This is a genomic window from Verruconatronum alginivorum, assembly GCF_056590205.1.
Genome location: NZ_JBWPVQ010000001.1, coordinates 940,083 through 961,836, shown reverse-complemented (window position 1 = coordinate 961,836; position 21,754 = coordinate 940,083). Strand labels below are relative to the sequence as shown.

22 protein-coding genes are annotated in these 21,754 nt (G+C 61.7%); 9 read left to right on the top strand and 13 right to left on the bottom strand.

Annotation, left to right across the window (positions count from 1 at the left end; genetic code table 11):
• Positions 1-330: 330 nt before the first annotated feature.
• The 6 genes from ACWUI2_RS03260 to ACWUI2_RS03235 form a co-directional block, all read right to left on the bottom strand.
• Positions 331-1,248: a cation diffusion facilitator family transporter gene (locus ACWUI2_RS03260; RefSeq protein ID WP_486981435.1), complete on the bottom strand. Its 918-nt coding sequence runs from the start codon at positions 1,246-1,248 to the stop codon at positions 331-333.
• 86 nt (positions 1,249-1,334) lie between these two features.
• The gene (locus ACWUI2_RS03255) at positions 1,335-2,048 is read right to left on the bottom strand and encodes a 16S rRNA (uracil(1498)-N(3))-methyltransferase (RefSeq protein ID WP_486981434.1); all 714 of its coding nucleotides are present in this window, start codon (positions 2,046-2,048) and stop codon (positions 1,335-1,337) included.
• A 124-nt stretch (positions 2,049-2,172) separates the two neighbouring features.
• Positions 2,173-2,700, bottom strand: coding sequence for an LPS assembly lipoprotein LptE (gene lptE / locus ACWUI2_RS03250; protein WP_486981433.1), 528 nt, complete (start codon positions 2,698-2,700; stop codon positions 2,173-2,175).
• The gene (gene bamD / locus ACWUI2_RS03245; RefSeq protein ID WP_486981432.1) at positions 2,697-3,683 is read right to left on the bottom strand and encodes an outer membrane protein assembly factor BamD; all 987 of its coding nucleotides are present in this window, start codon (positions 3,681-3,683) and stop codon (positions 2,697-2,699) included. The genes lptE and bamD overlap by 4 nt, the downstream gene beginning before the upstream one ends.
• A gap of 47 nt (positions 3,684-3,730) precedes the next feature.
• On the bottom strand, positions 3,731-4,723 hold the full coding sequence (locus ACWUI2_RS03240; protein ID WP_486981431.1) for a beta-ketoacyl-ACP synthase III: 993 nt from the start codon (positions 4,721-4,723) through the stop codon (positions 3,731-3,733).
• A 228-nt stretch (positions 4,724-4,951) separates the two neighbouring features.
• Positions 4,952-5,830, bottom strand: coding sequence for an MYG1 family protein (locus ACWUI2_RS03235; RefSeq protein WP_486981430.1), 879 nt, complete (start codon positions 5,828-5,830; stop codon positions 4,952-4,954).
• A 280-nt stretch (positions 5,831-6,110) separates the two neighbouring features.
• Here ACWUI2_RS03235 and ACWUI2_RS03230 point away from each other — a divergent pair, with 280 nt between their 5' ends.
• Both ACWUI2_RS03230 and ACWUI2_RS03225 read left to right on the top strand, forming a co-directional pair.
• Entirely contained in the window at positions 6,111-6,530 is a 420-nt protein-coding gene (locus tag ACWUI2_RS03230; protein ID WP_486981429.1) for a hypothetical protein, read from the top strand.
• Positions 6,531-6,534: 4 nt separating this feature from the next.
• The gene (locus ACWUI2_RS03225) at positions 6,535-6,723 is read left to right on the top strand and encodes a hypothetical protein (protein ID WP_486981428.1); all 189 of its coding nucleotides are present in this window, start codon (positions 6,535-6,537) and stop codon (positions 6,721-6,723) included.
• A 60-nt stretch (positions 6,724-6,783) separates the two neighbouring features.
• Here ACWUI2_RS03225 and plsX read toward each other — a convergent pair whose 3' ends face one another.
• Together plsX and rpmF are read right to left on the bottom strand one after the other, a co-directional pair.
• On the bottom strand, positions 6,784-7,845 hold the full coding sequence (plsX, locus tag ACWUI2_RS03220) for a phosphate acyltransferase PlsX (RefSeq protein ID WP_486981427.1): 1,062 nt from the start codon (positions 7,843-7,845) through the stop codon (positions 6,784-6,786).
• A 62-nt stretch (positions 7,846-7,907) separates the two neighbouring features.
• Positions 7,908-8,087, bottom strand: coding sequence for a 50S ribosomal protein L32 (rpmF, locus tag ACWUI2_RS03215; protein ID WP_486981426.1), 180 nt, complete (start codon positions 8,085-8,087; stop codon positions 7,908-7,910).
• 279 nt (positions 8,088-8,366) lie between these two features.
• Here rpmF and trpD point away from each other — a divergent pair, with 279 nt between their 5' ends.
• The 6 genes from trpD to ACWUI2_RS03185 all read left to right on the top strand — a co-directional run bounded on the left by trpD (position 8,367) and on the right by ACWUI2_RS03185 (position 15,537).
• Positions 8,367-9,413, top strand: coding sequence for an anthranilate phosphoribosyltransferase (gene trpD / locus ACWUI2_RS03210; protein ID WP_486981425.1), 1,047 nt, complete (start codon positions 8,367-8,369; stop codon positions 9,411-9,413).
• Entirely contained in the window at positions 9,410-10,747 is a 1,338-nt protein-coding gene (gene glmM / locus ACWUI2_RS03205; protein ID WP_486981424.1) for a phosphoglucosamine mutase, read from the top strand. Before trpD ends, glmM begins: the two co-directional genes overlap by 4 nt.
• A gap of 59 nt (positions 10,748-10,806) precedes the next feature.
• Positions 10,807-12,213: a tetratricopeptide repeat protein gene (locus ACWUI2_RS03200; RefSeq protein WP_486981423.1), complete on the top strand. Its 1,407-nt coding sequence runs from the start codon at positions 10,807-10,809 to the stop codon at positions 12,211-12,213.
• Positions 12,214-12,337: 124 nt separating this feature from the next.
• Positions 12,338-13,243 carry an amidohydrolase family protein gene (locus ACWUI2_RS03195; RefSeq protein WP_486981422.1) on the top strand — a complete coding sequence of 302 codons (906 nt, stop codon included), beginning with the start codon at positions 12,338-12,340 and terminating at the stop codon, positions 13,241-13,243.
• A gap of 283 nt (positions 13,244-13,526) precedes the next feature.
• Positions 13,527-14,873: an FAD-dependent thymidylate synthase gene (locus ACWUI2_RS03190; protein WP_486981421.1), complete on the top strand. Its 1,347-nt coding sequence runs from the start codon at positions 13,527-13,529 to the stop codon at positions 14,871-14,873.
• A gap of 109 nt (positions 14,874-14,982) precedes the next feature.
• Positions 14,983-15,537, top strand: coding sequence for a hypothetical protein (locus tag ACWUI2_RS03185; protein ID WP_486981420.1), 555 nt, complete (start codon positions 14,983-14,985; stop codon positions 15,535-15,537).
• A 149-nt stretch (positions 15,538-15,686) separates the two neighbouring features.
• Here ACWUI2_RS03185 and ACWUI2_RS03180 read toward each other — a convergent pair whose 3' ends face one another.
• The 4 genes from ACWUI2_RS03180 to dusB form a co-directional block, all read right to left on the bottom strand.
• A complete protein-coding gene (locus ACWUI2_RS03180) occupies positions 15,687-15,971 on the bottom strand; it encodes a hypothetical protein (RefSeq protein WP_486981419.1) in 285 nt (94 codons plus the stop codon).
• A gap of 14 nt (positions 15,972-15,985) precedes the next feature.
• Positions 15,986-17,644 carry a ComEC/Rec2 family competence protein gene (locus ACWUI2_RS03175; protein WP_486981418.1) on the bottom strand — a complete coding sequence of 553 codons (1,659 nt, stop codon included), beginning with the start codon at positions 17,642-17,644 and terminating at the stop codon, positions 15,986-15,988.
• A 305-nt stretch (positions 17,645-17,949) separates the two neighbouring features.
• On the bottom strand, positions 17,950-18,756 hold the full coding sequence (thiD, locus tag ACWUI2_RS03170; protein ID WP_486981417.1) for a bifunctional hydroxymethylpyrimidine kinase/phosphomethylpyrimidine kinase: 807 nt from the start codon (positions 18,754-18,756) through the stop codon (positions 17,950-17,952).
• A 2-nt stretch (positions 18,757-18,758) separates the two neighbouring features.
• Positions 18,759-19,865 carry a tRNA dihydrouridine synthase DusB gene (dusB, locus tag ACWUI2_RS03165; RefSeq protein ID WP_486981416.1) on the bottom strand — a complete coding sequence of 369 codons (1,107 nt, stop codon included), beginning with the start codon at positions 19,863-19,865 and terminating at the stop codon, positions 18,759-18,761.
• A 130-nt stretch (positions 19,866-19,995) separates the two neighbouring features.
• Here dusB and eboE point away from each other — a divergent pair, with 130 nt between their 5' ends.
• Complete coding sequence (gene eboE, locus ACWUI2_RS03160) at positions 19,996-21,210, top strand: metabolite traffic protein EboE (protein WP_486981415.1); 1,215 nt, start codon at positions 19,996-19,998, stop codon at positions 21,208-21,210.
• On the opposite strand, the gene ACWUI2_RS03155 is transcribed toward eboE, so the two are convergent.
• The gene (locus tag ACWUI2_RS03155; protein ID WP_486981414.1) at positions 21,204-21,713 is read right to left on the bottom strand and encodes a hypothetical protein; all 510 of its coding nucleotides are present in this window, start codon (positions 21,711-21,713) and stop codon (positions 21,204-21,206) included. The two genes, eboE and ACWUI2_RS03155, sit on opposite strands and share 7 nt — an antisense overlap.
• Between the last annotated feature and the right edge of the window lie 41 nt (positions 21,714-21,754).

Sequence of the window (21,754 nt, the reverse complement as noted above, 5' to 3'; positions counted from 1 at the left end):
CCTTTCAGGCCGCGGGAATAATTGATTCGGGGACCCAGCCCTTCGGACTGGGCTGTTGAATGCCGCACCTTCGGCGCTCGACTGGGGGCGACGGACATCCGGCGGGAGTTCGGGCGGTTTGGGGGTCGGATGGCATCCTTTCAGGCCGCGGGGAATAGGTGATTCAGGAGCCCAGCCCTTCGGACTGGGCTGTTGGATATCGCACCGTCGGCGCTCGATTGGGAGCGACGGACATCCGGCGGATGTTCGGGCGGTTTGGGTGGCGCACCTTCGGCGCTCAATTGGAGGCGACGGACATCTGGGGAGGCGGGATGCTCCGCGGGAAGCCGTTCACGGTATTCTGCGGTCGGCGATTCCTTTTCGGGTGTCTTGTTCGGGGAGGAAGGGTTCGACGTGGACCAGAACCGAGGTCACTTCCGGGTGGGTTTCGATGATGTTTTCTTTAACCCGGCGGGCGACTTTGTGGCCTTCTTCGACCGTCATCGTCGGATCGACCAGCACGTGGAGATCGATCTCGATCCAGTCGCCGGTCCGCCGGGCCCGGAAGGCGTGGTAGGCTTTCACGCCGGGGGTCGGGAGGATGTGTTCCCGCAGATCGTCGATGATCGCTCGTTCGGGGGCGGCGTCCAATAGGTCGTCGAGGGCCCGCTTGCAGAGTTTTCCGCCTTCGAGCGCGAGATAACCGCCCAACAGAACCGCAGCCAGCGGATCGAGAAAAGCGAATCGGTCGCCGCCGACGATCGCGCCGCCGATCCCGACGGCGGCGACGACTGATGAGATGCTGTCCGTCCGGTGATGCCAGGCGTTGGTCAGGAGCATTTGCGACCGGATCTCGCGGGCGATCCGCCGGGTGCGGCGGAAGAGCCACTCCTTTACCGCCAGCGAAATTAGCGCCACTACCAAGGCGGCGACCGATGGGGCGACCGCCCGCCCCTCGCCGAGGCTGCGGATGCTGGTGAAGAGGATCAGGGCGCAGAAGCCGAGGATCGCCAGTCCGATTCCGCCCGAAACCAGCGTCGCGATTTTGTGGTGGCCGTATAGATGGGTGTCGTCGCTTGGCAGGCGGGCGTACTTGAACCCGAAAATCACGGCGGCATCGGTCGCGAGATCGGTCAAACTGTGGAGGCCGTCGGCGACGAGGGCGCGCGAATTGCCCCAGAGTCCGACGCCGATTTTGACGACGCCCATGAAGAGGTTCAGTCCGACGCTGAGCCACGTGACTTGGATGCCTTCAGAAAACCGTTCCACAGCGTGACGCTACCGCACCCGGCTAAACTGGCAATTCCATCCTCCTCGCATCTCTTGCCCCCTTTTCATAATTCCTAATTCTTCATTCATAATTCTCTCCTTGCGAGGAGAAGAGCGACGGCGGCAACGGTAGCCGTTTCGGTGCGGAGAACATTGGGGCCGAGGCCGAGAAGAGGGATCCGGCGGGACCGGATAAGGTCGCGTTCGGCGGGAGACCAACCGCGTTCGGAGCCGATCAGGAGGAGCGAGCGGGGGCCTGCGGGACGGTGGGTGCGAAGGGGGGCGGTCGCTTCGTAGTTATCGAGGGCGACCGGGTCGGAGCCGGGGAGGAGTTGGTCGAGGGCGGCGGCGAGGGTCTCGTGGAGTTGGAGTTCGGGAACGCGGGTGGTGAAGGCTTGTTCGGCTCCGGCGACGAGATGGCGGTTGTATTCGCCGGTCGACCAGAGTTTGCTTTCGGCGTAGGAAGGTTCGCCGCGTTCGGTGCGGGCGAAATGGATCGCCTCCACTCCGAGCGAGGTGGCTTCCTGGAGGATCTTGCGGGCGGTTTGGGGGCGGGGAAGACCGATCAGGAGGGTGATCGGATGCGCCGGGGGTGGCGGTTCGCCGAGTTGAAATTCGATTTCGAGCGCGTCGGCGGTGATGGAGCGGATGAAACCTTTGGCGCGGGGGCCGTCGAGGATGCCGGCGTCGAAGGAGTCTCCCTCGTGGCGGCGGAGGATGTCGAGGAGGTGGACTGCCCGGGGATCGGTCCGGGGAAGAGGGGATTCCGCTTCGGCGCGGGTGAAGAGGATCAGGTTCACGAACGTGAAAATCGGTCGATTTCGCCCTTCGGCGGAAAAGCCGGCTTTGGTTGGCTGGATGGCAACCCTTCGATTGGGGCCGTCCGTTTGGAGGAACCGCGAAGTTTCATGAACCGGGGTGGCGTCACCAGACCTGGAGGACCTGATAGGCGATCTGGCGGGCGAGGTTAGTGGTCAGGACCGGCATCGCCTGGTATTCGGCCTGTTGGGAGCGGTCGCCGGGGAAAGCGTCGGCGGTGGCGCTGACGGGCCGGTTCTCGAAGTAGATTTTGCCGGTGCGGTTGTCGGTCAAGGTGCAGAAGGCGACCAGTTGGAGACGGAGTTTTTCGGCGATTTCGGTGTCCTCGACCCGGGTGGCGGCGATGTGACGTTCGAAATCGCGGAGGGTGATTTCGAGGATGGCGTCGGCGTCGGCTTCACTCTGGACCTGAAGGAGGCCGTCGTGGAGGAAGCTTTCCCGGAGTTGGGCGGTGAGGATGGCTTGGACCTGCGGGGCGAAGGAGGCGTTGGAGGCCGGTTTCACGTAGATCGAGCGGAAGGGCGGCTCGGCGTGGCGTCCGAGCTGGTAGCGGCCGCAGCCTGCGGTGGCGACGGCGAGGAGGAGACCGGCGAGGAGGAGAGGGAAGAAGCGGCGGAGGAAAGGCGGAATCATGGAGTCAGCCAGTTCCGCCGTTCTCTCGCACCACCTTGGGCGCGTTGTTCGACTTGGGCGAGTTTCTCGCGAGCTTCGTCGGCGCTGGGGGAAGTTGGCGAAATGGTGATCGCCTCGTTGTAAAAGACCCGGGCGGCGGTGTAGTTGCTGCGACGGAAGAAGTAAAAGTCGCCGAGGACGATCCGGCTTTGGGCGAGGACATCCCGCATTTGACTGATGCGTTGTTCCGCTTCCGGGGCTCGTTCGTGGCGGGGATGGAGGAGGAGGAAATCCTCGTAGTAGCTGATCGCTTCGCGGTTGGCTCCCTGGTCGTAGGCGGGGCCCCGCATCCGGGTCGAAAAGGCTTCGGCGAGGCCGAAGTAGGCGTCGGCGGCCATTTCGTGCCCGGGGTATTCGCTGATGAAACGATCGTAGAGATCGATCGCTTCGTCGAGTTGGCGTCGTTCGGCCTGGAGGTTGGCGGCGTGGAGGAGGGCGAACGGGGCGACCTCGCTGTAGGGGGCATTTTCGACCACTTGTTCGAAGTATTTGACCGCTTGTTCCGGACTGCGGAAGCCGGGGACGCGCCAGAACAGGCGGAGGCGGGCGCCTTCCCGGAGGGCGTCGGCGATCTCGTATTGGTGGCGAATCACGTCGCCGAAGCGGGGGAAATCGGGGAAGCTGTCGACGATGGTCTGGAAGTGGTCAAAGGCGCGGGTCCATTGTCTGCGTTCGAGGCGGATCAAGGCGGACTGGTAATGGGCTTCCGGGGCGTGGACGGAGGTGCTGTGGCGGCGGATCACCGTCCGGTAATGGCTGAGGGCGGTGGAGGGATGGTCGGCTTCGGCGGCCATTTCCATCAGGGCGGAGGCCGGAGGAATCGCCCGGTTGCCGGTCGGCGCCTCTTCCACGGTCTCGGCGGAAAGGGGGAACTGGAGGGCGAAGCCGAGGCAAAGGACCAAGGCCACTCGCAGGAATCGCGGAAGCGGAAACGGGAAATTCATAGTGGAAGATTGAAATCGGAGTCGTTCCGGAGGGCGAATCAAAAAAATCAATGCCAGCGGATCAGCGAGGAACCCCAGGTCAGGCCGGCGCCGAAGGCGACCATCAGGACGACGTCGCCGGAGCGGATCCGTCCCTCTTGCACGGCCTCGTCGAGGACGAGCGGGATCGAGGCGGCGGAGGTGTTGCCGACCCGGTCGATGTTGAGGCCGAACCGGTCGAGCGGAAGTTTCAAGCGGGCCGCCAGCATTTCGATGATCCGGATGTTGGCTTGGTGCGGAATGAAAAGAGCGACGTCGTCGGGGGTGAGATTTTGTTGCTCCAGGATATCGAGAATCGCTTTTTCCATGACCCGGACGGCGATTTTGAAGACCTCCTTGCCGTTCATCTTCAGGAAATGCTGGCGGGAGCGGACCGATTCATCGGTGGCCGGGCAGAGGGTGCCGCCTCCGGGCATGTAGAGGATGTCGCCCCCTTGTCCGTCGGAGCCGAGGATCGAACCAAGGACGCCGACTCCGGGCTTGTCGGACCGGCTTAGGACGACCGCGCCGGCACCGTCGCCGAAGAGGACGCAGGTGCTGCGGTCGGTCCAGTCGACGATCGAGGAGAGTTTTTCGGCGCCGACGACCAAGGCGTGTTTGAAGTTACCGTTTCGGAGCATCGCCTGGGCGACGTCGAGGACATAGACGAAGCCGGAGCAGGCGGCTTCGACATCGAAGGAGGGGACCGGGCGGAGACCAAGCTTGGTTTGGAGGATGCAGGCGGTCGACGGGAAAAGCATGTCCGGGGTGATGGTCGCGACGATGACCAGGTCGATGTCAGCCGGGGTGATACTGGCGGCTTTGATCGCCCGGCGGCTGGCGGCGACGGCCATGTCGGAAGTGACCTCGTCGTCGGCTCCGATCCGGCGTTCGCGGATGCCGGTGCGGGTGACGATCCATTCGTCGGACGTTTCCACCATGCGGGTGAGGTCGTCGTTCGACATCACTTTGGACGGCAGGTAGGAGCCGGTGCCGCTGACAATGACGGAAAAATCGCTCATCGGTTCGTGCGCGGAAAACGGTTAGCGGGACGCGAGCCGGGGGCCGGGATCAGCTTACGGGTGGAAGGGGAAACGGTTGGAAACACGTTTCCATTCTGGCGTGAATTGAACGGCATGAGCAGGACAAAAGAAGAATTCATCGTAGGCAACCCCCCGGCAATCAACAAAGAAATTATGAATTATGAGTTATGAATGATGAGGAAGTCGGTTTTTTTCCTGATTTCTGATTCATGATTCATCCTTTCCTTCGCCTGCCTTGGCCGCGAGGGCTTGCAGTCGGGAAGGCTCGGTGGCGGAGGATTTGGCGAGAAACCCGCGGGCGTGGGCGAAATGGACGTCCGGCTCGCCGTGGATGCGGAGGAAATCGAGCCGGGGATCGTCGTTGAATCGGGAGAGACCGTAGCCGCCGCCCCGGCGGTCGGGGTAAATCAAGCCGGCGATTTCGGATCGCAACGGATGGTTTTCGATGTAACGGCCGAGTCCGAGGGAAGGTTCCTCGGGGAGGGGGTCGGTGCGGGGAAGGAACAGCATTTTAAACCGGCGGGATCCGGCGGCGATTTCCCAGAGTTCGCAATGGCGGTCGATGAATTCGAGCCGTTCGCGCAGTGAGCGGATGTAGTCGAGGAGGTCCTGGCCGATCATCCGCATGATCTCCCAGAGTGGATCGCCCGGGTGGAGTTCCTGGAGAAAGGCGAACCGCCGGAGCAAGGTGACGTCGATCGGGGAGTTGAGTTTGTTGAGGGCATCGCGCTCGATCCCCATCCATTCGGCGGTGGCGATCGGTCCGCGGCAATCGAGCCATTCGGCCGGTTCGAGCCATTCGCAGAAGCGCAGGGCGTCCTGGTATAACCCGATGTGTTGGAGAACGAGGGACAAGGAGCAGGACGGCGCCTGTTCGCGGGGGAATTGGTGGTGGTCGAAATTATGGAGGGCGGGATCGTGTTGATGGCCGATATCGACCACGCAAACCGCCGGGTCGGTCAAGTCGGACTCCTCCGGATTCCGGCGAACGATCGGCACCGGATGGAGGGCCAGCAGGACGGAGCAGGCGAGGAAGTCGTCTTTGTGGGCGCCGCCCGGATGGGTGAGGATGGTGTGAATCGACATGGGGAGGTTATCGGGCGGCGGGCGCCCGGGTTAAAGCTTTTTTTCCGGGCCCGTGGGATCGGAGGGAGGCGCGGCTGAGCGGGGACCGGCCGGGTTTGGCACCGGTTCCGGAAGGGAAGAGGCGGATTGGCGGCTGTTAATTCCCGGTTAAATCGGGGGTTGGTTTCCAGTTCCGGCTTGGCATTTGCCCTTTTCGGTGCAGACTTTATTTCTGTCGGATTTGCAGCTGGCGTCTTCGGGGGCGGGTTGGAGTCCGATTTGGTCTTTAACGGACTCCGTCATGATTGCCTCGATAAGAACATACTGTCTCATCGGTCTTCTGACCGCAGCCGGACTGGTTTCGGCTTCGGCGGAGGCGGGTGCGACCCAAGGGGGGACTCGTTCCGCGGGCGAATCGGTCTCCGGAACGAAGGGTGAACCGAAGGAATTGACGGTCCACCAGCGCCGGATGATCCAACTGCGCCGATTGCAGGCGTTGGCGGTGGAAAACGACCGACGGGATTTATTGGTCCGGGTCGACGGGTTGATCGCCCGGGAGTTGCGTCGGCATGCCCGTGAAACCGAGGGCGAGGGAGAAAAGGAACGGGTCGTGGTGGCGGACAAGCAGGAACCGCCGCTGAGAATTTCCGACGCCCAGTTGGAGGCGGAGGTCGAGGCGATGGAACGGGAGACCCGGCCGGTTCCGGAAGCTGACGAGTAATCGTATGCGGGCGATCTCCAGATTCGCCGCCCTGGTGTTCGTGGGCGGAATTTTCGCGTCGGGTTGCGGGGGAAACGGCCGGGAAGGTGGCCGCGAGTCGGCCGACGAAACGTCGTCTTCCATCACCGCCGAAAACATGGACGATTACGTCGACCGGTTGGAAGAAGAGATCTCGGCGGACGAGGAGCGGTGAGACGGGGGATGTCCTGAGGAGGGGTTCACAGGCAGGAATGCCTATGCCACGGGGCGGGGGTTAGGCTGTGACGCTCGGTTCGGCGATGGCGGCGTTGGCTTTGGCGATATCCTCGATGATATGGTCGTTCATTTGGTGCGCGACCATTTCGCTGCCGATCCGGATGGCGTTCATGATGGCGAACCGGTTGCTGGAGCCGTGGGCTTTCATGATGTTGCCCCGGAGACCGAGAAGGGGAGCGCCGCCGTAGCCGTCGGGGTTCAATTGCGCCTTCATTTCCTTGAAAGCGCCCATCGCCAACAAAGCGCCGAGTTTGCGGACCGGCGTTTTGGTGATCTCTTCCTTGAGATATTCCTTCAGGGTATGGAAAAGAGATTCGCAGGTCTTGAGCAAAATGTTGCCGACGAATCCATCGCAAACGATGACGTCGATCTGGTTGTCGAACACATGGAATCCCTCGATCGGCCCGGCATAGTTGATGATGTCGGGAATCCGTTTCAGCAATCCATGAGTGAGGTGGACCAGTTCGTTTCCTTTTCCCTCCTCGGTGCCGATGGTGAGGAGGCCGACCCGGGGGGATTCGACTCCGAGGGCGATCCGGCTGTAGATGCTGCCGAGGATCGCGTTGTGAACGAGGTGCTCGGGGCGGGCGTCGGGATTGGCCCCGGCGTCGATCAGGATAAAATGCTTTTTCTGGTTTGGGATGACGGTGGCCAGGGCCGGACGGTCGACGCCTTGCAACATCCGGAGGCGGATGGTTCCGCCGGCCATGAGGGCGCCGGTGTTGCCGCAGCTGAGCAAGGCCTTTGCCTTTCCCTCTTTGACCAGTTCGATGGCGCGGACCATCGACGAATCTTTTTTCCGTTTGATCGCCTGGAGCGGTTTGTCGTCCATCGCGATCACCTCGGAGGCGTGGTGGATCGAGAGTCGGGGTTCGCGGGAGAGGCCGGCTCGTTCGAGTTCGGGCCGGAGAACCGCTTCGTCGCCGACGAGAGTGACGTTGGCGAGGCGGGAAACTTTTTCGAAGGCGAGTTTGACCGCCTCCACGACTTCGAAAGGACCGAGGTCGCCGCCCATCGCGTCTACGGCGATCGTTGCTTCCTCATTGCCGGATGCAGCCATGTGAAAACAGGAAGAACCGGTCCCCCGAAGAGGGAGACCGGTCCTTCAAAAAACGGAAAAACTCAGGTTTCGACGTCCAGGACCTGGCGGCCGCGATACATCCCGTTGTTCGGGTTCACGCGGTGCGGCCGGAAGAGGGTGCCGTCGGTCGGATCGGTCGCGACTTGAGGCGCCTTGAAGCGGTTTGCGGCGCGGCGCTTGGCGCTGCGGGCCTTGGACTGTTTGCGTTTAGGATTAGCCATGTGTCTGAAACGTTCGGAGGCTGACCTCCAATAATTACATCTGCAAAAGCGGTCATTCGTTACCCTCTCAACCCCGGGGCGTCAAGAGGAAGTTTCGATTTTCGCGGACCGGCTTCCAAGAAACTCTTGGTGCATCGGGTGGATTTGTCGATCCCGGGGACGAAAAAAAAGATCGCCTCGATTTCTTCCGGCGGATTAGTTTCGCCCCCTTTGCGTGGGACCGCACCGCTCCGCCGAACGGAGAAAGGACGGGAGCACGTTCCGTTTCGCCGCACAGTTATGAGCGATTTAACCAATCTGACCAAAAAACTCGATGAGCGGGAAGGTCTCTCTTTTGACGAAGCCGCCGGGGCAGCCCGGGCGATGGCTTCGGAGGAGGTTCCCGCTTTGGAGAAGGAAAAATTTCTGGTGGCGCTTGCCGCCAAGGGGGAGACGGCGCAGGAAGTGGCCGGCTTTGCCCAAACATTCCGCGGCTTGGCCCGCGATCCGGAGGTCGGCGAATGGGCGGGCCGGGCGATCGACGTCTGCGGGACCGGCGGCGACAAACTCGGGACCTTCAACATTTCAACCACGGTGATGTTCGTCCTGGCCGCCGGCGGGTTGCCGGTTTTGAAGCATGGGAATCGGTCCATCACCTCGAAATGCGGCACGGCGGAATTGCTGTTGCGCCTCGGCGTGCCGTTGGAGGCTGATTCGACGCTGTTGCGGGAATCGCTGCGGGAACTCAATTTCGCCTTTTTCTTCGCTCCGGCGTTCCATCCGGCCTTCAAGGCGGTGATGCCGGTGCGGCAGGCGCTGGCGCAGAAAGGACAACGGACGATTTTCAACATCCTCGGGCCGCTGATCAATCCGGGCTGGCCGGCCTACCAACTGCTCGGGGTGGCGGCGGAGAGCTGGATGCCGATGATGGCCGGGGCGCTTGACGCGATGGAGTTGAAAAACGGCTACATCGCCCATTGCCGGTTGGAGGAAGGGAAAGGGATGGACGAACTCTCCTGCGCCGGAACCAACCTGCTTCATGGTTTCGGCGAAAGCCGGGAAAAGCGGGAGGAATGGACGGCGGAGCGGTTCGGCTTGCCCAACGCGGCGTTGGCGGAATTGACCGGCGGGGACGTGGATCAGAATCTGGCTGTTTTCCATCGGGTGGTCGACGGTGGAGGGCATCGCGGGTTGGTCGATACGATCTGTCTGAACGCCGGGCTCGCATTCCAAATCGCCGGCAAGACCGGGACCGTTGAAGAAGGAATCGAGTTGGCGCGAGCCCTGTTGGCCGACGGCTCCGTCAAACGGTTGGTGGCAAAAACCGCCGAGTTTTTCCGCGCATGAGTCGCCGATATTTCGGAACCGACGGTGTCCGCGGTCCCTACGGCGGCCCGTTGATCAACGATGCCTTCGCCGGTCGCTTGGCGAAGGCGGCGGTGGCGTTTTTCCGGGAAAAAACCGGCGACCGGTTGAAACGGGTGGTAATCGGGCGCGACACCCGCGCCTCGGGCGAACCGTTGGCGACGGCGATGATCGCGGCGTTGACGGAGAGCGGCCTGGAGGTCCTCGACGGCGGGGTCGTGCCGACGCCGGCGATCGCCGGGGCGATGGAACCGCTGGGGGCGCAAGTCGGAGTGATGATCACCGCCTCGCACAATCCGGCGGCCGACAACGGCATAAAGTTTTTTGGTGAAGGCGGGCGGAAACTGACCGACGCGGAAGAAGCGCGCATCGAAGCCTGGCTGGACCAACCGGAGCCGGTGGCGGCGGTCGCCGGACGGGTGGAACATCCCGACGTTTTGGGGGATTACATCAGGAAGATGGAGGCGACCCTGCCCGCCCGCTCGCTCGCGGGTTGGCGGATCGTGGTGGACGCGGCCCATGGGGCGACCGCGGTCGCGACCCCGGAAGTCCTGCGACGCCTCGGGGCCGATCTCGAACTACTCGGAGACGCGCCCGACGGGGCCAATATCAACGCCGGGGTCGGCAGCCAACACCCCGAACGGATGGTGGAGAAGGTGCGGGAAACCGGCGCCAGGATCGGCATCGCCCACGACGGGGACGGAGATCGGGTGGTGATGTGCGACGAAACCGGTTGTTTGCTCGACGGGGACGACCTGTTGGCGATCCTCGGATTGCATGCCCTGCGCGGCGGAGTTTTGACCGGAAACACCGTGGTGGCGACCGTTCAGAGCAATCTCGGGCTCGACCGGGCCTTGGAAGCGGCCGGGGGAAAAGTGGTCCGGGCCAACGTCGGCGACCGTTATGTGATCGAGGAAATGGTCCGGGGCGGCTTCCGCCTGGGCGGGGAATCGTCGGGGCATGTGGTGTTGTTCGATCTGGCGACGACCGGCGACGGACTGGCCGCGGCGTTGAAGGTGATTGAAGTGATGCTGGCGACCGGCGAGCCGCTCTCCCGTTTGCGGGGTTGCTGGATAAAGTTTCCTCAAATGGCGAGTGTCCTGCGAGTCCGGGAAAAGCTTCCGTTGGATCAACTGCCTGGGTTGACCGAGGAAATCCGGCGGGCCGAGGCGGTGCTGGGATCGCACGGCCGGGTGTTGATCCGCTATTCGGGGACGGAGCCGGTCCTGCGTTTTTTGGTTGAAGGGGAGGACGCCGGGGAAGTTTCCCGCTTGCTGGAACGATTGGAATCCGTCGCCGCCGCTGAATTGACCTAGACGGTGATTGACCTCTTGGGAACAAAGCCTTACGTTTTTTCTTTTTCAACGCGTAGAGTATGCCAGAAATTTTGATATCCGACCTTGATTCCCGCTTGCAGAAGCAGGTGGAAAACGCACGTTTTGCCATCGACCGGGGCAACTTGGAATACGCGATCGAGATCTGCTCGATGGTGCTGGCGCAGAAGCCCGAATGTCTTCCGGTTCGCAAGTTGTTGCGGGCGGCCCAGATGAAGCAGTTCCGGGCGAAGAACAAGTTCGTCGCGAAAGCGGTCGGCGGCGCGGCCTCGGCGATGAACCTGATGGCCGCCTCCTCGAAGGTGAAAAAGGATCCGGCCAAGGCGTTGGAGATCGTCGAAAAGGCGTTGACCAAAGATCCGACCAACGCCGCCGCCCACAAGACTTTGGCCCAGGCCGCCCATAACCTCGAATTGTTCGATACCGCCGCCTTCGCGTGGGAGTCGGTGCGGGATCAGTCGCCGGACAACGTCAAAGTCCTGCTGTCGCTCGGAAACGCCTACATCGCGGCGCAGCGCGGCGAAGAGGCGGTGGCGATCGGGGAAAAGGTGCTCCAGCTTAGCCCCGGCAACGGCGACGCCCAGGACCTGTTGAAGACCGGTTCGGTTTCCCAATCGCTTTCCAAGGGGAAGTGGGAAGAGGAGGACGCCAGCTACCGTTCCAAACTCAAGAATGCCGACGAAGCGGTTTCGCTCGAACAGGCGGCGAAGTTGGTCACCGGCGAAGAAGCGGCTCAGCGGTTGTTGAACGAATCGCTCGCCCGGGTCGAAAAGGAGCCGGAGAATCTCAACCATTACCGAAGCGTCATCCAGGGATACCAGCAGCTCGGCGATTTGCCGAAGGCGATCGAATGGCTCGACAAAGCCCGCCAACTTCCGGCCGGCGCCGCCGACGCCACTCTGGCCAAACAGCACTCGGATCTTAAGATCAAGACCATCGAAGCCGAAATCGAGAAACGCGAAGCCGAATTGGCCGCCGATCCCGATAATGCGGCGCTTCGCGAGCAGTTGGAGAAACTGTCGACCGACTTGGTCCGGGTTCGCACCGAAGAAGCGCAAGCGATGGTCGAACGTTATCCGAACGATCCTTCCTATCGTTTCGATCTCGGTAAACTCCTCTATGAGGCGGGCGAACTCGACCGTGCGATCCAGCAGTTCCAGATTTCCCATCGCAATCCGAAAGTCCGTCTGCAATCGCTCACTTATCTCGGCGCCTGCTTCAAGGGCAAACGTCAATACGATCTCGCGATCGAACAATACGAGACGGCGAAGTCGGAAATCACCGCGATGAGCGAACAAAAGAAGGACGTGATCTACCAGTTGGCCGAGTGTTACGAACTGATGGGCAACACCGAGCACGCGATCACCGAATACAAGATCATCTACGCCGCCGATATCGGCTACCGCGATGTCGCGGCCAAGATCGACGATTATTACAGCAAACGGTAAGCGCGGTGACACCGGTATTGCCGGTGGGAGACAGACAGGAATGTCTGTGCCACGTTGTGACACCGGCATTCCTGCCGGTGGGGATTCGGTCGAAGTTTCGACCATCCGGAAGGGTTGACCTGCTGTGCCGACCGTCATCGATAGTCACATCCACATGTATTCGCCCGAGGTCGCGGGCGATCCGGTCGGATGGGCCGCCCGCCACAACGAATTGCATTGGGCGGAAATGATTTCGGCTTCGGTCAACCGGCCGAGTTTGCAGGGATGGGCGGACGCCCCGGCATTGTTGTCCGACATGGAAAAGGCCGGGGTCACGCGGTCGGTCATGCTGGGTTGGTATTGGGAAAACCAAGAGACGTGCGAACAACAAAACCGCTGGTATTACGATTGGGCGGCGGCCCACTCCGATCGACTCGCGTGGTGCGCGACCATTTACCCCCCGGCGGGAGAACGGGCTCTCGAAGAGATCCGGCGATGCGCGGAGGAAGGGGCGGTCGGACTGGGGGAGCTTTCGCCGGCCGGACAAAATTTTTCTTTGCGGGATCCCTGTTTCCTGCGCGTCGCCGAACTGGCGGTCGAATTGGATCTGCCGATCAATCTGCACGTTAACGAAGCTCTCGGGCGGGACCGGCCCGGGCGGAAATTCGACAACCTTTCCGACTACCAGTGGCTCGCCGCCGAGTTTCCGTCGCTGAAGATTATCCTGGCCCATTGGGGAGGCATGATTCCGTTCTTTGAATTGAACCGGGTGGTCCGCCGGCAGTTGAAAAATGTCTACTACGACACCGCCGCGTCGCCTCTTCTTTACGATCCGCGGGTTTACCGGGCGGTCGTCGACCTAGTCGGTCCGGAAAAGATTCTTTTCGGCTCCGATTATCCCCTGCTGCTTTATCCCCGGCACGAACGGGCTCCCGGGTTCACCCGGCTGCTCGACGAGGTGACCTCCTCCGGTTTGACCGACGCGGAACTGGAGTTGGTCTTGAGCGGCAACGCCGAACGGCTTTTTTTCGGGAAACGCGCCGCGACGTAGTTGTCGACGAAAGAAACTGGTGATCGGTGTAATCAGAAGTGGTGGGATCACCGTCGTGTCATTGCGAGGAGGCTCCGCCGACGAAGCAATCCACGAAACAGCGACCCGCACCCCCTTTCCAGGAACGTGGATTGCCGCGTCAGTCGTTCCTCCTTCCTCGCAATGACAGACGGTTGTCTGTTTTCCCCACCACTTTCAATCGCGTGGCGCCTGGTGGATATCGGTCCACCCCTTGCCTTGCCACCGATCACTTTTTCCTTTTTCCTCCAGCTTTCCCAGCATCATGAAAGTCACCGGTATCGCCATCGTGCCGCCCCCGGGCACGGAACAAAACCCGAAAGTCACCCCGGAGCTGCTGGCTTCGGTCCTGGCCCGTTACAGTCGAAGCAACGACGGTCTGGCGGCGATTCTGGAGAAGGTCGATCTGACCAATCCGGATGCCTCCATTGACCGGATCCTGAAGTTCGTTGACTACGGCCACGCGTCGATCGGCGGCCTGACCGGCGGACTGGCGATCGCGGTGGATGACGTTTCGATGTGGCTGGCCTACAAGTTGTTCGAAATCGCCCAGATGGCGGACGGTCAGGAGTCGAGCACCCGCTACATCACGATGTCGGCGGAGAATCTGCCCGATCCCGAATTGATCGGAATCCCGGAGGACCTGCGGGACCGGTGGCGGGATTTGATGGCGGCCTGTTTCGCGGCCTACAATTCCGAATACGAGCGCCTCGACGCGTTGGGAGAGGCTCAGCCGGAACTGGTCCGCTTGCCCGCTGGGGCCAAGCCGGCGGTCGCGAAACGGTTGCGCAAGAACTACGCGCTCGATCGGGCCCGTTATTTTATTCCGCTCGCCACCCGGACCAATCTGGCGCTGGTAATGAGTTCGCGCATGTGGGCGGAGGCGGTCAAGCACCTCGATTCATTGCCCCAGCCGGAAGCCCGGGCGGCGGCGGGGCTTATCCGCGATGAGTTGTTGAAGTTTTCGCCGCGGTTGATGCGGCACAGCTACGCCGAGGAATCTTACCGGGCGCAGGCGGCCGACGAATTGGAGGAAAGCCTGCGGTCAGGATTGACCCGGCTCTCGGCGGAACCATTGGCCGACGAAGTTTGGGTCGATGTCGCCCGTTCGGCTCCGGCGTTTTTACCGCAGGACCAGTCGGTGGAGGAGGGGCTCCGGTACCGGCGCAACCGCTATGGACGGCATGGCCGGGCGATCCGGCGGATGCGGGTGGTGTTCGCCTGGAACAACATTGCGATCGCGGAACTGCGGGATTTGAACCGTCACCGGACCGGTCATCGATACACCCCGTTCATTCAAGCCGGTTTGTATTTGCCCCCGGAGATCGAGGCCGATCGTTACCGGGATTTGTTCCGGGAGCAGACCGCTTTCTTGAAGGAGTTGATGGAGCGAGGGACACCTGGTTACGTTTACGGGATGTTGCTCGGCAGTCAGACTCCCTTCGAGCATTCGACGCATGGCGACAAGTTCATCTACGAAGCGGAACTGCGGACCGGCATGGGCGCCCATTATCGTTACGCCGAACATTTGAGTGCGGCCCTGGCCGAGTTTTTCAAATCGGTCCCCGAAGCCCGCGACTGGGTCGAAGAAGGGACCGCCGAGCCGGAGTGAGGGAAACCAAAGTGGCGGGGGCCGTCCCGGCTCCGGATCCCTTCTCGCCGTTCAGTTCGTTTTCGAAAAAACTTGCCTGCGGCGGCCGAATCCGCACGGTTCCCTATCTATGAACGGTTGGAACAAAGGCATGATCGTCGGGCTGCTTTTGGTGGTCCCGAGTTTCGTCGCCGCCGAGCGGGGGGATGTCCAGAAAGTCGACCTCAGCCGCCGGAACACCGAATTTTCCGAACGGCAGGTGCCGATCCGCACTCATGAGCTGAAGCGGAACGACCGGCTCACCACCCAGCGGATTCCGATCAAGGAGTGGCATACCGAATTCAATCCGATCGGGCAGCGCCGTTCTTCGATCCAAGTGCGGGAACGCTCCGAAAAACGGATGATCAGTCCGCAGGTCATTGAGATGAATAAGTTGGAGTCCCCCTTGGCCGGGCAGTCGGGCCGGATGGCATACGTCCGGAATTTCGACCAGGTGCGCGAAAATCAATTGGTGCCGAAATATCGCGACGCCGACGTGGTGACGGTGAAGGAGATGTCCGTCCCGGCGGAGACCAAGCGGGATAAAGAACTTTCGATGCGGGAACTGAATCGCTTCAGTTTTCAGCGAAACCATGCCTCCGAAGGCACCCCGACCGTCCAGCGAACTTCCGACAACGATTCGTAGGCTTCTTGCGGTCTTGAACCAGCGAGAATCAGGACCACGGAATACACGGAATACACGGAAAAGGTGGAAGAAGAGGTCTTCCTAATGTCCGCTCCGTTTTTTGAGCCTTTTGTGTTTTTTTGTGGCTATCCCGATTGCGGAAAGCAGGTTCAACCGGCCTTCCGTACTGCCGCTTTTTTCTCTTCCCGCTCGTCCTCCAGCCGGGACCGCTCATTGCTGAGTTGGGTGCGGAGTTGTTCGACCGCCACCGAGTCCCGCGACGCTTGGGCTTCCTTGAGTTTGCCGTTGAGGAACACTTCCCGCTCGGCGATCTTCGACCGGTAGATCGCATCGATCTCGGCCAACTGCTTCTTCTGTTCGTCGGAGAGCGGGCGCGCCGCGTCCGGGTCGGATTTTTGGAGGCGTTCCATCGCCAGTTCATACGCGCTTTTCATTCTTTCAGAGGACGTCAGGCCGCTAAAAATGTCAACCGCGCAGCCCAGAGGAGAGAGAGGGTGAATAAGAGGAACGGGACGACGAAATGACTCAGCGGGGCTGACCAGTTCCGATAGGAACCAGCCAGCAGACTTCCCAGCAGCAGCAGAAGGATGAATGGGCCTTGCCAGCCATGGTCGAACTCCGCCCGCCAAAAAAGTGATGGCAGGCCGGGGCTGGCTTGCACCAAGGTCTCCATAACCCGTAATACCAACCATCCGGCGTGATTGAAAACCAAGGACACCACCCCCAGTCCGAGCAGACCGGAGACGACGCTGATCAATCCGGCGACGATCACCAGTCCGGCTGCCGGGACCAGCAGGAGATTCAACAGCACCGCGCCCGGGGTGAAGAGGCCGAAATAATGGATTGCCAGGGGGCTGCTGAGAAGCGTCGCCGAAAGGCTGACCGCGAGCATCATCGTCGAATCATGGACGAAATTGGTAATCCTCTGGTGAAGCCAGTTCATGGAGGCGGTGGGCAGTCCGGTGAAGGGCCGCCACTTTTCCTGGAGGTGACGTCCCAGCGGGAGTCCGAGAAAGAGGATTCCGGCCACCACCGAATAGGAGAGCTGGAAACCGGGACTCCAGAGTTGCTGCGGATACAGGAGCAGCACGAAGATCGCGGAGTTCGCCAAGGCCGCCACTGGATTGGGGGCTCGACCGAAAAAACGGGCGCTCCAGAAGAAAAAAACCATCAAAAACGCCCGGACCGCCGACGGAGCGGCTCCGGTGATGCCGACAAAACAGAGGAGCAGGCCGAGTCCGATCACCGCCGCCGGCCGGTCGGGCATCCGCAGCAGGGTGAGGGAGCTGTGCAGGGCGAAGGCGATCACCCCGATGTGAAGTCCGCTGATGGCGAACAGATGGAATGTCCCTGTTTGAAGAAAGGCGGTGCGCTGGGCGTCCGATAACTCGGAGCGTTTGCCGAGGAGCATCGCGACGTAGACGTTGGCCGTGGAAGCGGTCGAATCGCCGGAACCTCGCCGGAGAAACGTTTCGAAGCGATCATGTTGCCGGGCGCAAAAACCGAAGAAACCGCGAGGCGGCTCCGCCGGGGCGGTCAGACGGGCGCGCCGCAATTGAAAGTGTGCCCCCGCCTGACGGAGGTGGGCGAGGAACGGACTTTCGTCGGCGGCATCAGCCGGAATGAATTCGAGGAGACCGACCGTGTGAATCCGGCTGCCCCGCGCCCAGCGTTCATCCCGTTGTTCCCGGAGAAGGGAAAAGTAGAGGGTTTGTCCGCGCAGATCGGCGAGGTGGAGATCGGTGCGGGTGACGGTGGCGAGGCCGTGGAAGCGGTCGTTGTCGGGACCGGCACCGAACATTCGCTCGATCCTGAGTTCGAGTTCCGCCTCCCGGGGCGGGAGGGCATCCCAATCGGGGGGCGGGGCGGTTCGGAATTGGAGGTAGCCGCAGGCGACAAGGAGAGCGGCGAGCGAAGCGAGCGGCGGCCAGAGGAGGTTCGCCCAGCGACGATCGGTGAAAGCGGCGAGAGCGGCCCCGATGGCGAAAAGCAGTCCGGAGGAGGCGAAGGCGGTGGGCATTGCCGGAACGGCCGATGCCAGGAGATAACCGGCGACCAGCGGCACCAGCAACCAAGCGACCGGAGAACGGGGCGGGGAAGCAGCCATAAGTCGATGCTGCCGGGATAGTTGGGGTCGGCAAGCGAAAACAGGTGGGGGACGGTCGTTGGGTGTAATCAAAAATGGTGGGGATCACCGTCGTGTCATTGCGAGGAGGCTCCGCCGACGAAGCAATCCACGAAATAGCGACCCGCGCCCTCTTTCCCGGAACGTGGATTGCCGCGTCAGTCGTTCCTCCTTCCTCGCAATGACAGACGGTTGTCTGTTTTGTCTGGAGATTGTTGGAGTCCCGCCTTGTAGCGCTGGGCGGCAGGAATTCACAGACAGGAATGTCTGTGTCACGAAACGGGGGGTCAGTCGATCGGGGAGTGGTGGATGAAGGCGCGGCCGGCGATGGTGATTGCCTGGGTCATCGCTCTCCGGAGGTAAAGGCGAGCGGTGGCCACTGCTTCGGGCAATGGGGCGCCCTTGGCGAGTTCGGCGGCGATGGCGGCCGAGAGGGTGCAGCCACTTCCGTGTGTATCCACCTTGTGGATTCGGGCGTCCTCGAAGACTTGGAGGAGTTTTCCCGGAACGACCAGAACATCGATGAGAAACTCGTCGTCGAGGTGTCCGCCTTTCAGTAACACGGGGACGCCGAACATTTTGCTCAAGGTGGTCGCGGCATCTTTCATTTCGTCGGCCACCTTAAGCTTTCCCCCCAGTAAAACGGCGGCTTCGTCGAGGTTCGGGGTGATCAAGGCCGCGTGGGGCAAGACCTCTTCCCGGAGCGCGGTAATCGCCTCGGGTTCCAGAAGGACCGCGCCGCTGGTGGCGACCATCACCGGATCGACCACCGTTGGCATTGATCGGTTCTCCCGGATGAAACGGCCGACTTCACGGATCAGGGGAGCGGAAAAAAGCATGCCGGTTTTGGCGGCCTGGATCGGGAAGAAACGGCGGATTTGCTCCAGTTGTTCCCGCAGGAAATCCGGCTCCACCGGCGAGACGCGGGTGACCGAATCCGGGTTTTGGGCGGTCAGGCAGGTGATGGCCGATACGCCGTGGACTTTGCGGGCGAAAAACGTTTTGAGGTCGGCTTGGATGCCGGCACCTCCGCCGCTGTCGGAACCGGCGATCGTAATCGCCACCGGTTGGTGAATTGTGTTCGGGATGTCCATGGTCACCAGACTTCGATCGGGCCTTTCGGCACGGCGATCCTACTTTCGGGCTCCGGTCCGTCGCCTTCGTGGAGGAAAGAGGGTGTCAGCGGAAGCGGCTGGTAATTGGGCAGAAGTTCGCCGTCGGCATCGAGAAATTGGCTGCGCCAGCCGGTGTATTCGGAAAGCAATTCATGGAAGTCGTTCCGCGTCTTGACCTGATCGATACGACCGCTGAAAAAGCGGTTGGGACCGAACCGGCGGGCGTAGCGTTTGGCGACTCGGCGGAACATCCGGCAACCGCGCGTTTCGCCGAAGAAATCGATCATTCGATCGAGGTGGCGGGACATGACTTGAAGCCGTTCTTTGAATGAAGCTTCGGGGAGGAGTTGGCCACTGCGGAGATATTCGTGGGTCTGGACGAAAATCCAAGGGTTATAAAACGCGCCGCGGCCGATGCTGACGCCGTCGCAGCCGGTTTCGTCCAGCATCACGCGGGCCCCTTCCGGAGTGGTGACGTCGCCGTTGCCAATCACTGGAATGTCGCGGACCGCCTCGACCACGGCGCGGATGCCGGCAAGGTTGACCCGGCCGGAGAAGCCTTGTTCGCGGGTCCGGCCATGGACGAAAATGGCGGCGACTCCGGCGTCCTCCAACACCCGGGCGAGTTCGGGCGCGGTGATATTGTCGTCGTCCCAACCGAGCCTCATCTTCGCGGTGACCGGGATCTTCAAGGCCTCGACCATCCCGCGGACGAGGCGGGCGGTCTTGGTCAGTTCAGTCATCATCGCCGAGCCGCCGCCGACTTTGCAGACCTTGCGGACCGGACAACCCATGTTGATGTCGACCGCCGCCGCCCCCGATTCCTGCATCAGGATCGCGGCGTCGCGCATTTCTTCGGGGACGGCGCCAAAGAGTTGGACGGCCAACGGGTGATCCTCGGGGCAGCAATGGGCCAGTTCCAGGGCGACCCGGTTTTTCTCCAGGAGGGAGCGGGCGTTCACCAAATCGGTGGTGGCGAAATCGAGCCCGCCGATTTCGCGCAGGGTCAACCGGAACGGCAGGTTGGTGTATCCGGCCAGTGGCGATAAGAACAGGTTGGACTTGAGTTCCAGCGGGCCGATTCGCATGACGTGAAGAGACGGGGTGAAGGGGAAGAAGTTGCATGAAAAGGGTCGGGCCGTCAAGCGGGGGCGGTTGACGGCCCGGGGCAGGAATGGGTATGCTGTCGGTAAGACCGCCTCGCAAGAGCCATTGACCATGATCGTCTCGCATCAGCCACGCATCGACCTCACCTACTGTCTGAACGCCCATCCCGGTCAGACCTGGAGCGATCATCGTGGGGCGATCGAGCGCTTCGCGGTGCCGGTCGGGACGCGGGTCGCGGGGCCGGAGGGGAAGTTCGGGCTCGGTTTGTGGCTGACCGATGGGGCGGCCCGGGATTTGGGGACGGGGGAAATGGCCCGGGAAGCGGCGGAGTTCTTCGCGAAACGGCGACTTTATCCGTTCACTGTCAACGGCACGCCCTGCCGGATGTTTCACGGCGGGGCGGTGAAGGAGAAAGTCTTTTTGCCCGATTGGCAAAGTGATTCGCGGCGGGAACATACGGTTCGTTTGGCCCGATTGTTAGCCGGGTGGTTGCCGGACGGATGCAGCGGCAGCATCAACACCTTGCCGGGATCGTATAAGCCGTGGATCAACCGGGAAGCGGAAGCGAACGCGATCGTCGAGCGACTGTTGGATACAGTGGTCGAGTTGGACCGGATTCTGAGCGAGACCGGCAAGGAAATCCATCTCGGATTGGAACCGGAGCCCGACGGTTATCTCGACACCACCCGGGAGGCGATCGCGTTTTTTGAGGGCCGGATTTTGCCGTTCGGAGTCGAACGGGTGGCCGAGAAAACGGGCAGGAAGCGGGAAGCGTCCGAGGAAATGATCCGCCGCCACCTGGGAGTTTGTTTCGACACGGGGCATCTGGCGGTGCAGTTCGAGGATTTGGTTGAGTCGTGGAGTCGGCTCGAACGAGCGGGTATCCGGATTTCGAAGGTGCAGCTGAGCAATGTCCTGGAGGTGCGGGCGGCGCCGGAGTGTTGGGAAAAACTGGAGCCGTTCGTGGAGCGGGTTTATCTGCACCAGGTCAAGGGAAGGGGGGATGGACGGCGGGGCGTGGTCGGTTGGCCGGACCTGCCGGCGGCGTTGATGAGTTTACCGAAAGCGGGGAAGGGGCTCGAGGTGTTGCGGGTGCGTTACCCGGTGCCTCTTCATTTCGAGGGGGGCGACGGTTTGGAAACGACGGCGGCGGCGACGTTGACTCCGGAATTTTTCGATTTGTTGCGGACGGGCGGGTCCCCCCATCTGGAAATCGAGAATTACACCTACGACGTATTGCCGGAGGGAATACGGCCGCCGTCGCAGCTCGACAGCCTGGTGGAGGAGTTCCGGTGGGTGATGGAACGGTTTGGCGGCAATCAGTAGACGATGTTCTCCGCGGCGCCGCCGGTCCGGGAACGGAGGGGCGATTCGGGGGGCGGTGGCGGAGCCTCCACATGGTCTTCGCTCGTTTTTTCCCACCGGCTCAGGGTCGATTCCTGGAGGCGGTGGCCGACGCGGACGGTATTGTAGTCGCCCGGGGGCAGCAAGTAGGCCGAACGTTGCCCGGTCCGGTTTCCTTCCACGATGATCATGCTTTCGAGCGGGGTGTGTTTCATCCGCGGACGTCCGTCGAAGGGGCTGATCTCGTCTGATTCAACCAGTTTTCCGCCTTGTTGCCGTTTCTCGATGACGTGGAAGGCGGTGTCACGGACGACCTCCTCTTGATGGTGGACCTGGCCGTTGCCGCCATTCCCGTTGCCGGTGCCGTTGCCATTGTTCGAGGTCGGCTCGGGTTCAGGCGACGATTGGTAATTGTTGTCTTCGCAACCGGAAAACAGGAGCAAGGCGCCGATGAGAAGAGACAGGATGGGGAACGACGATTTCATGGGGAAATAATGTTCGGCCATCTTCGCCAAAATGCAATTCG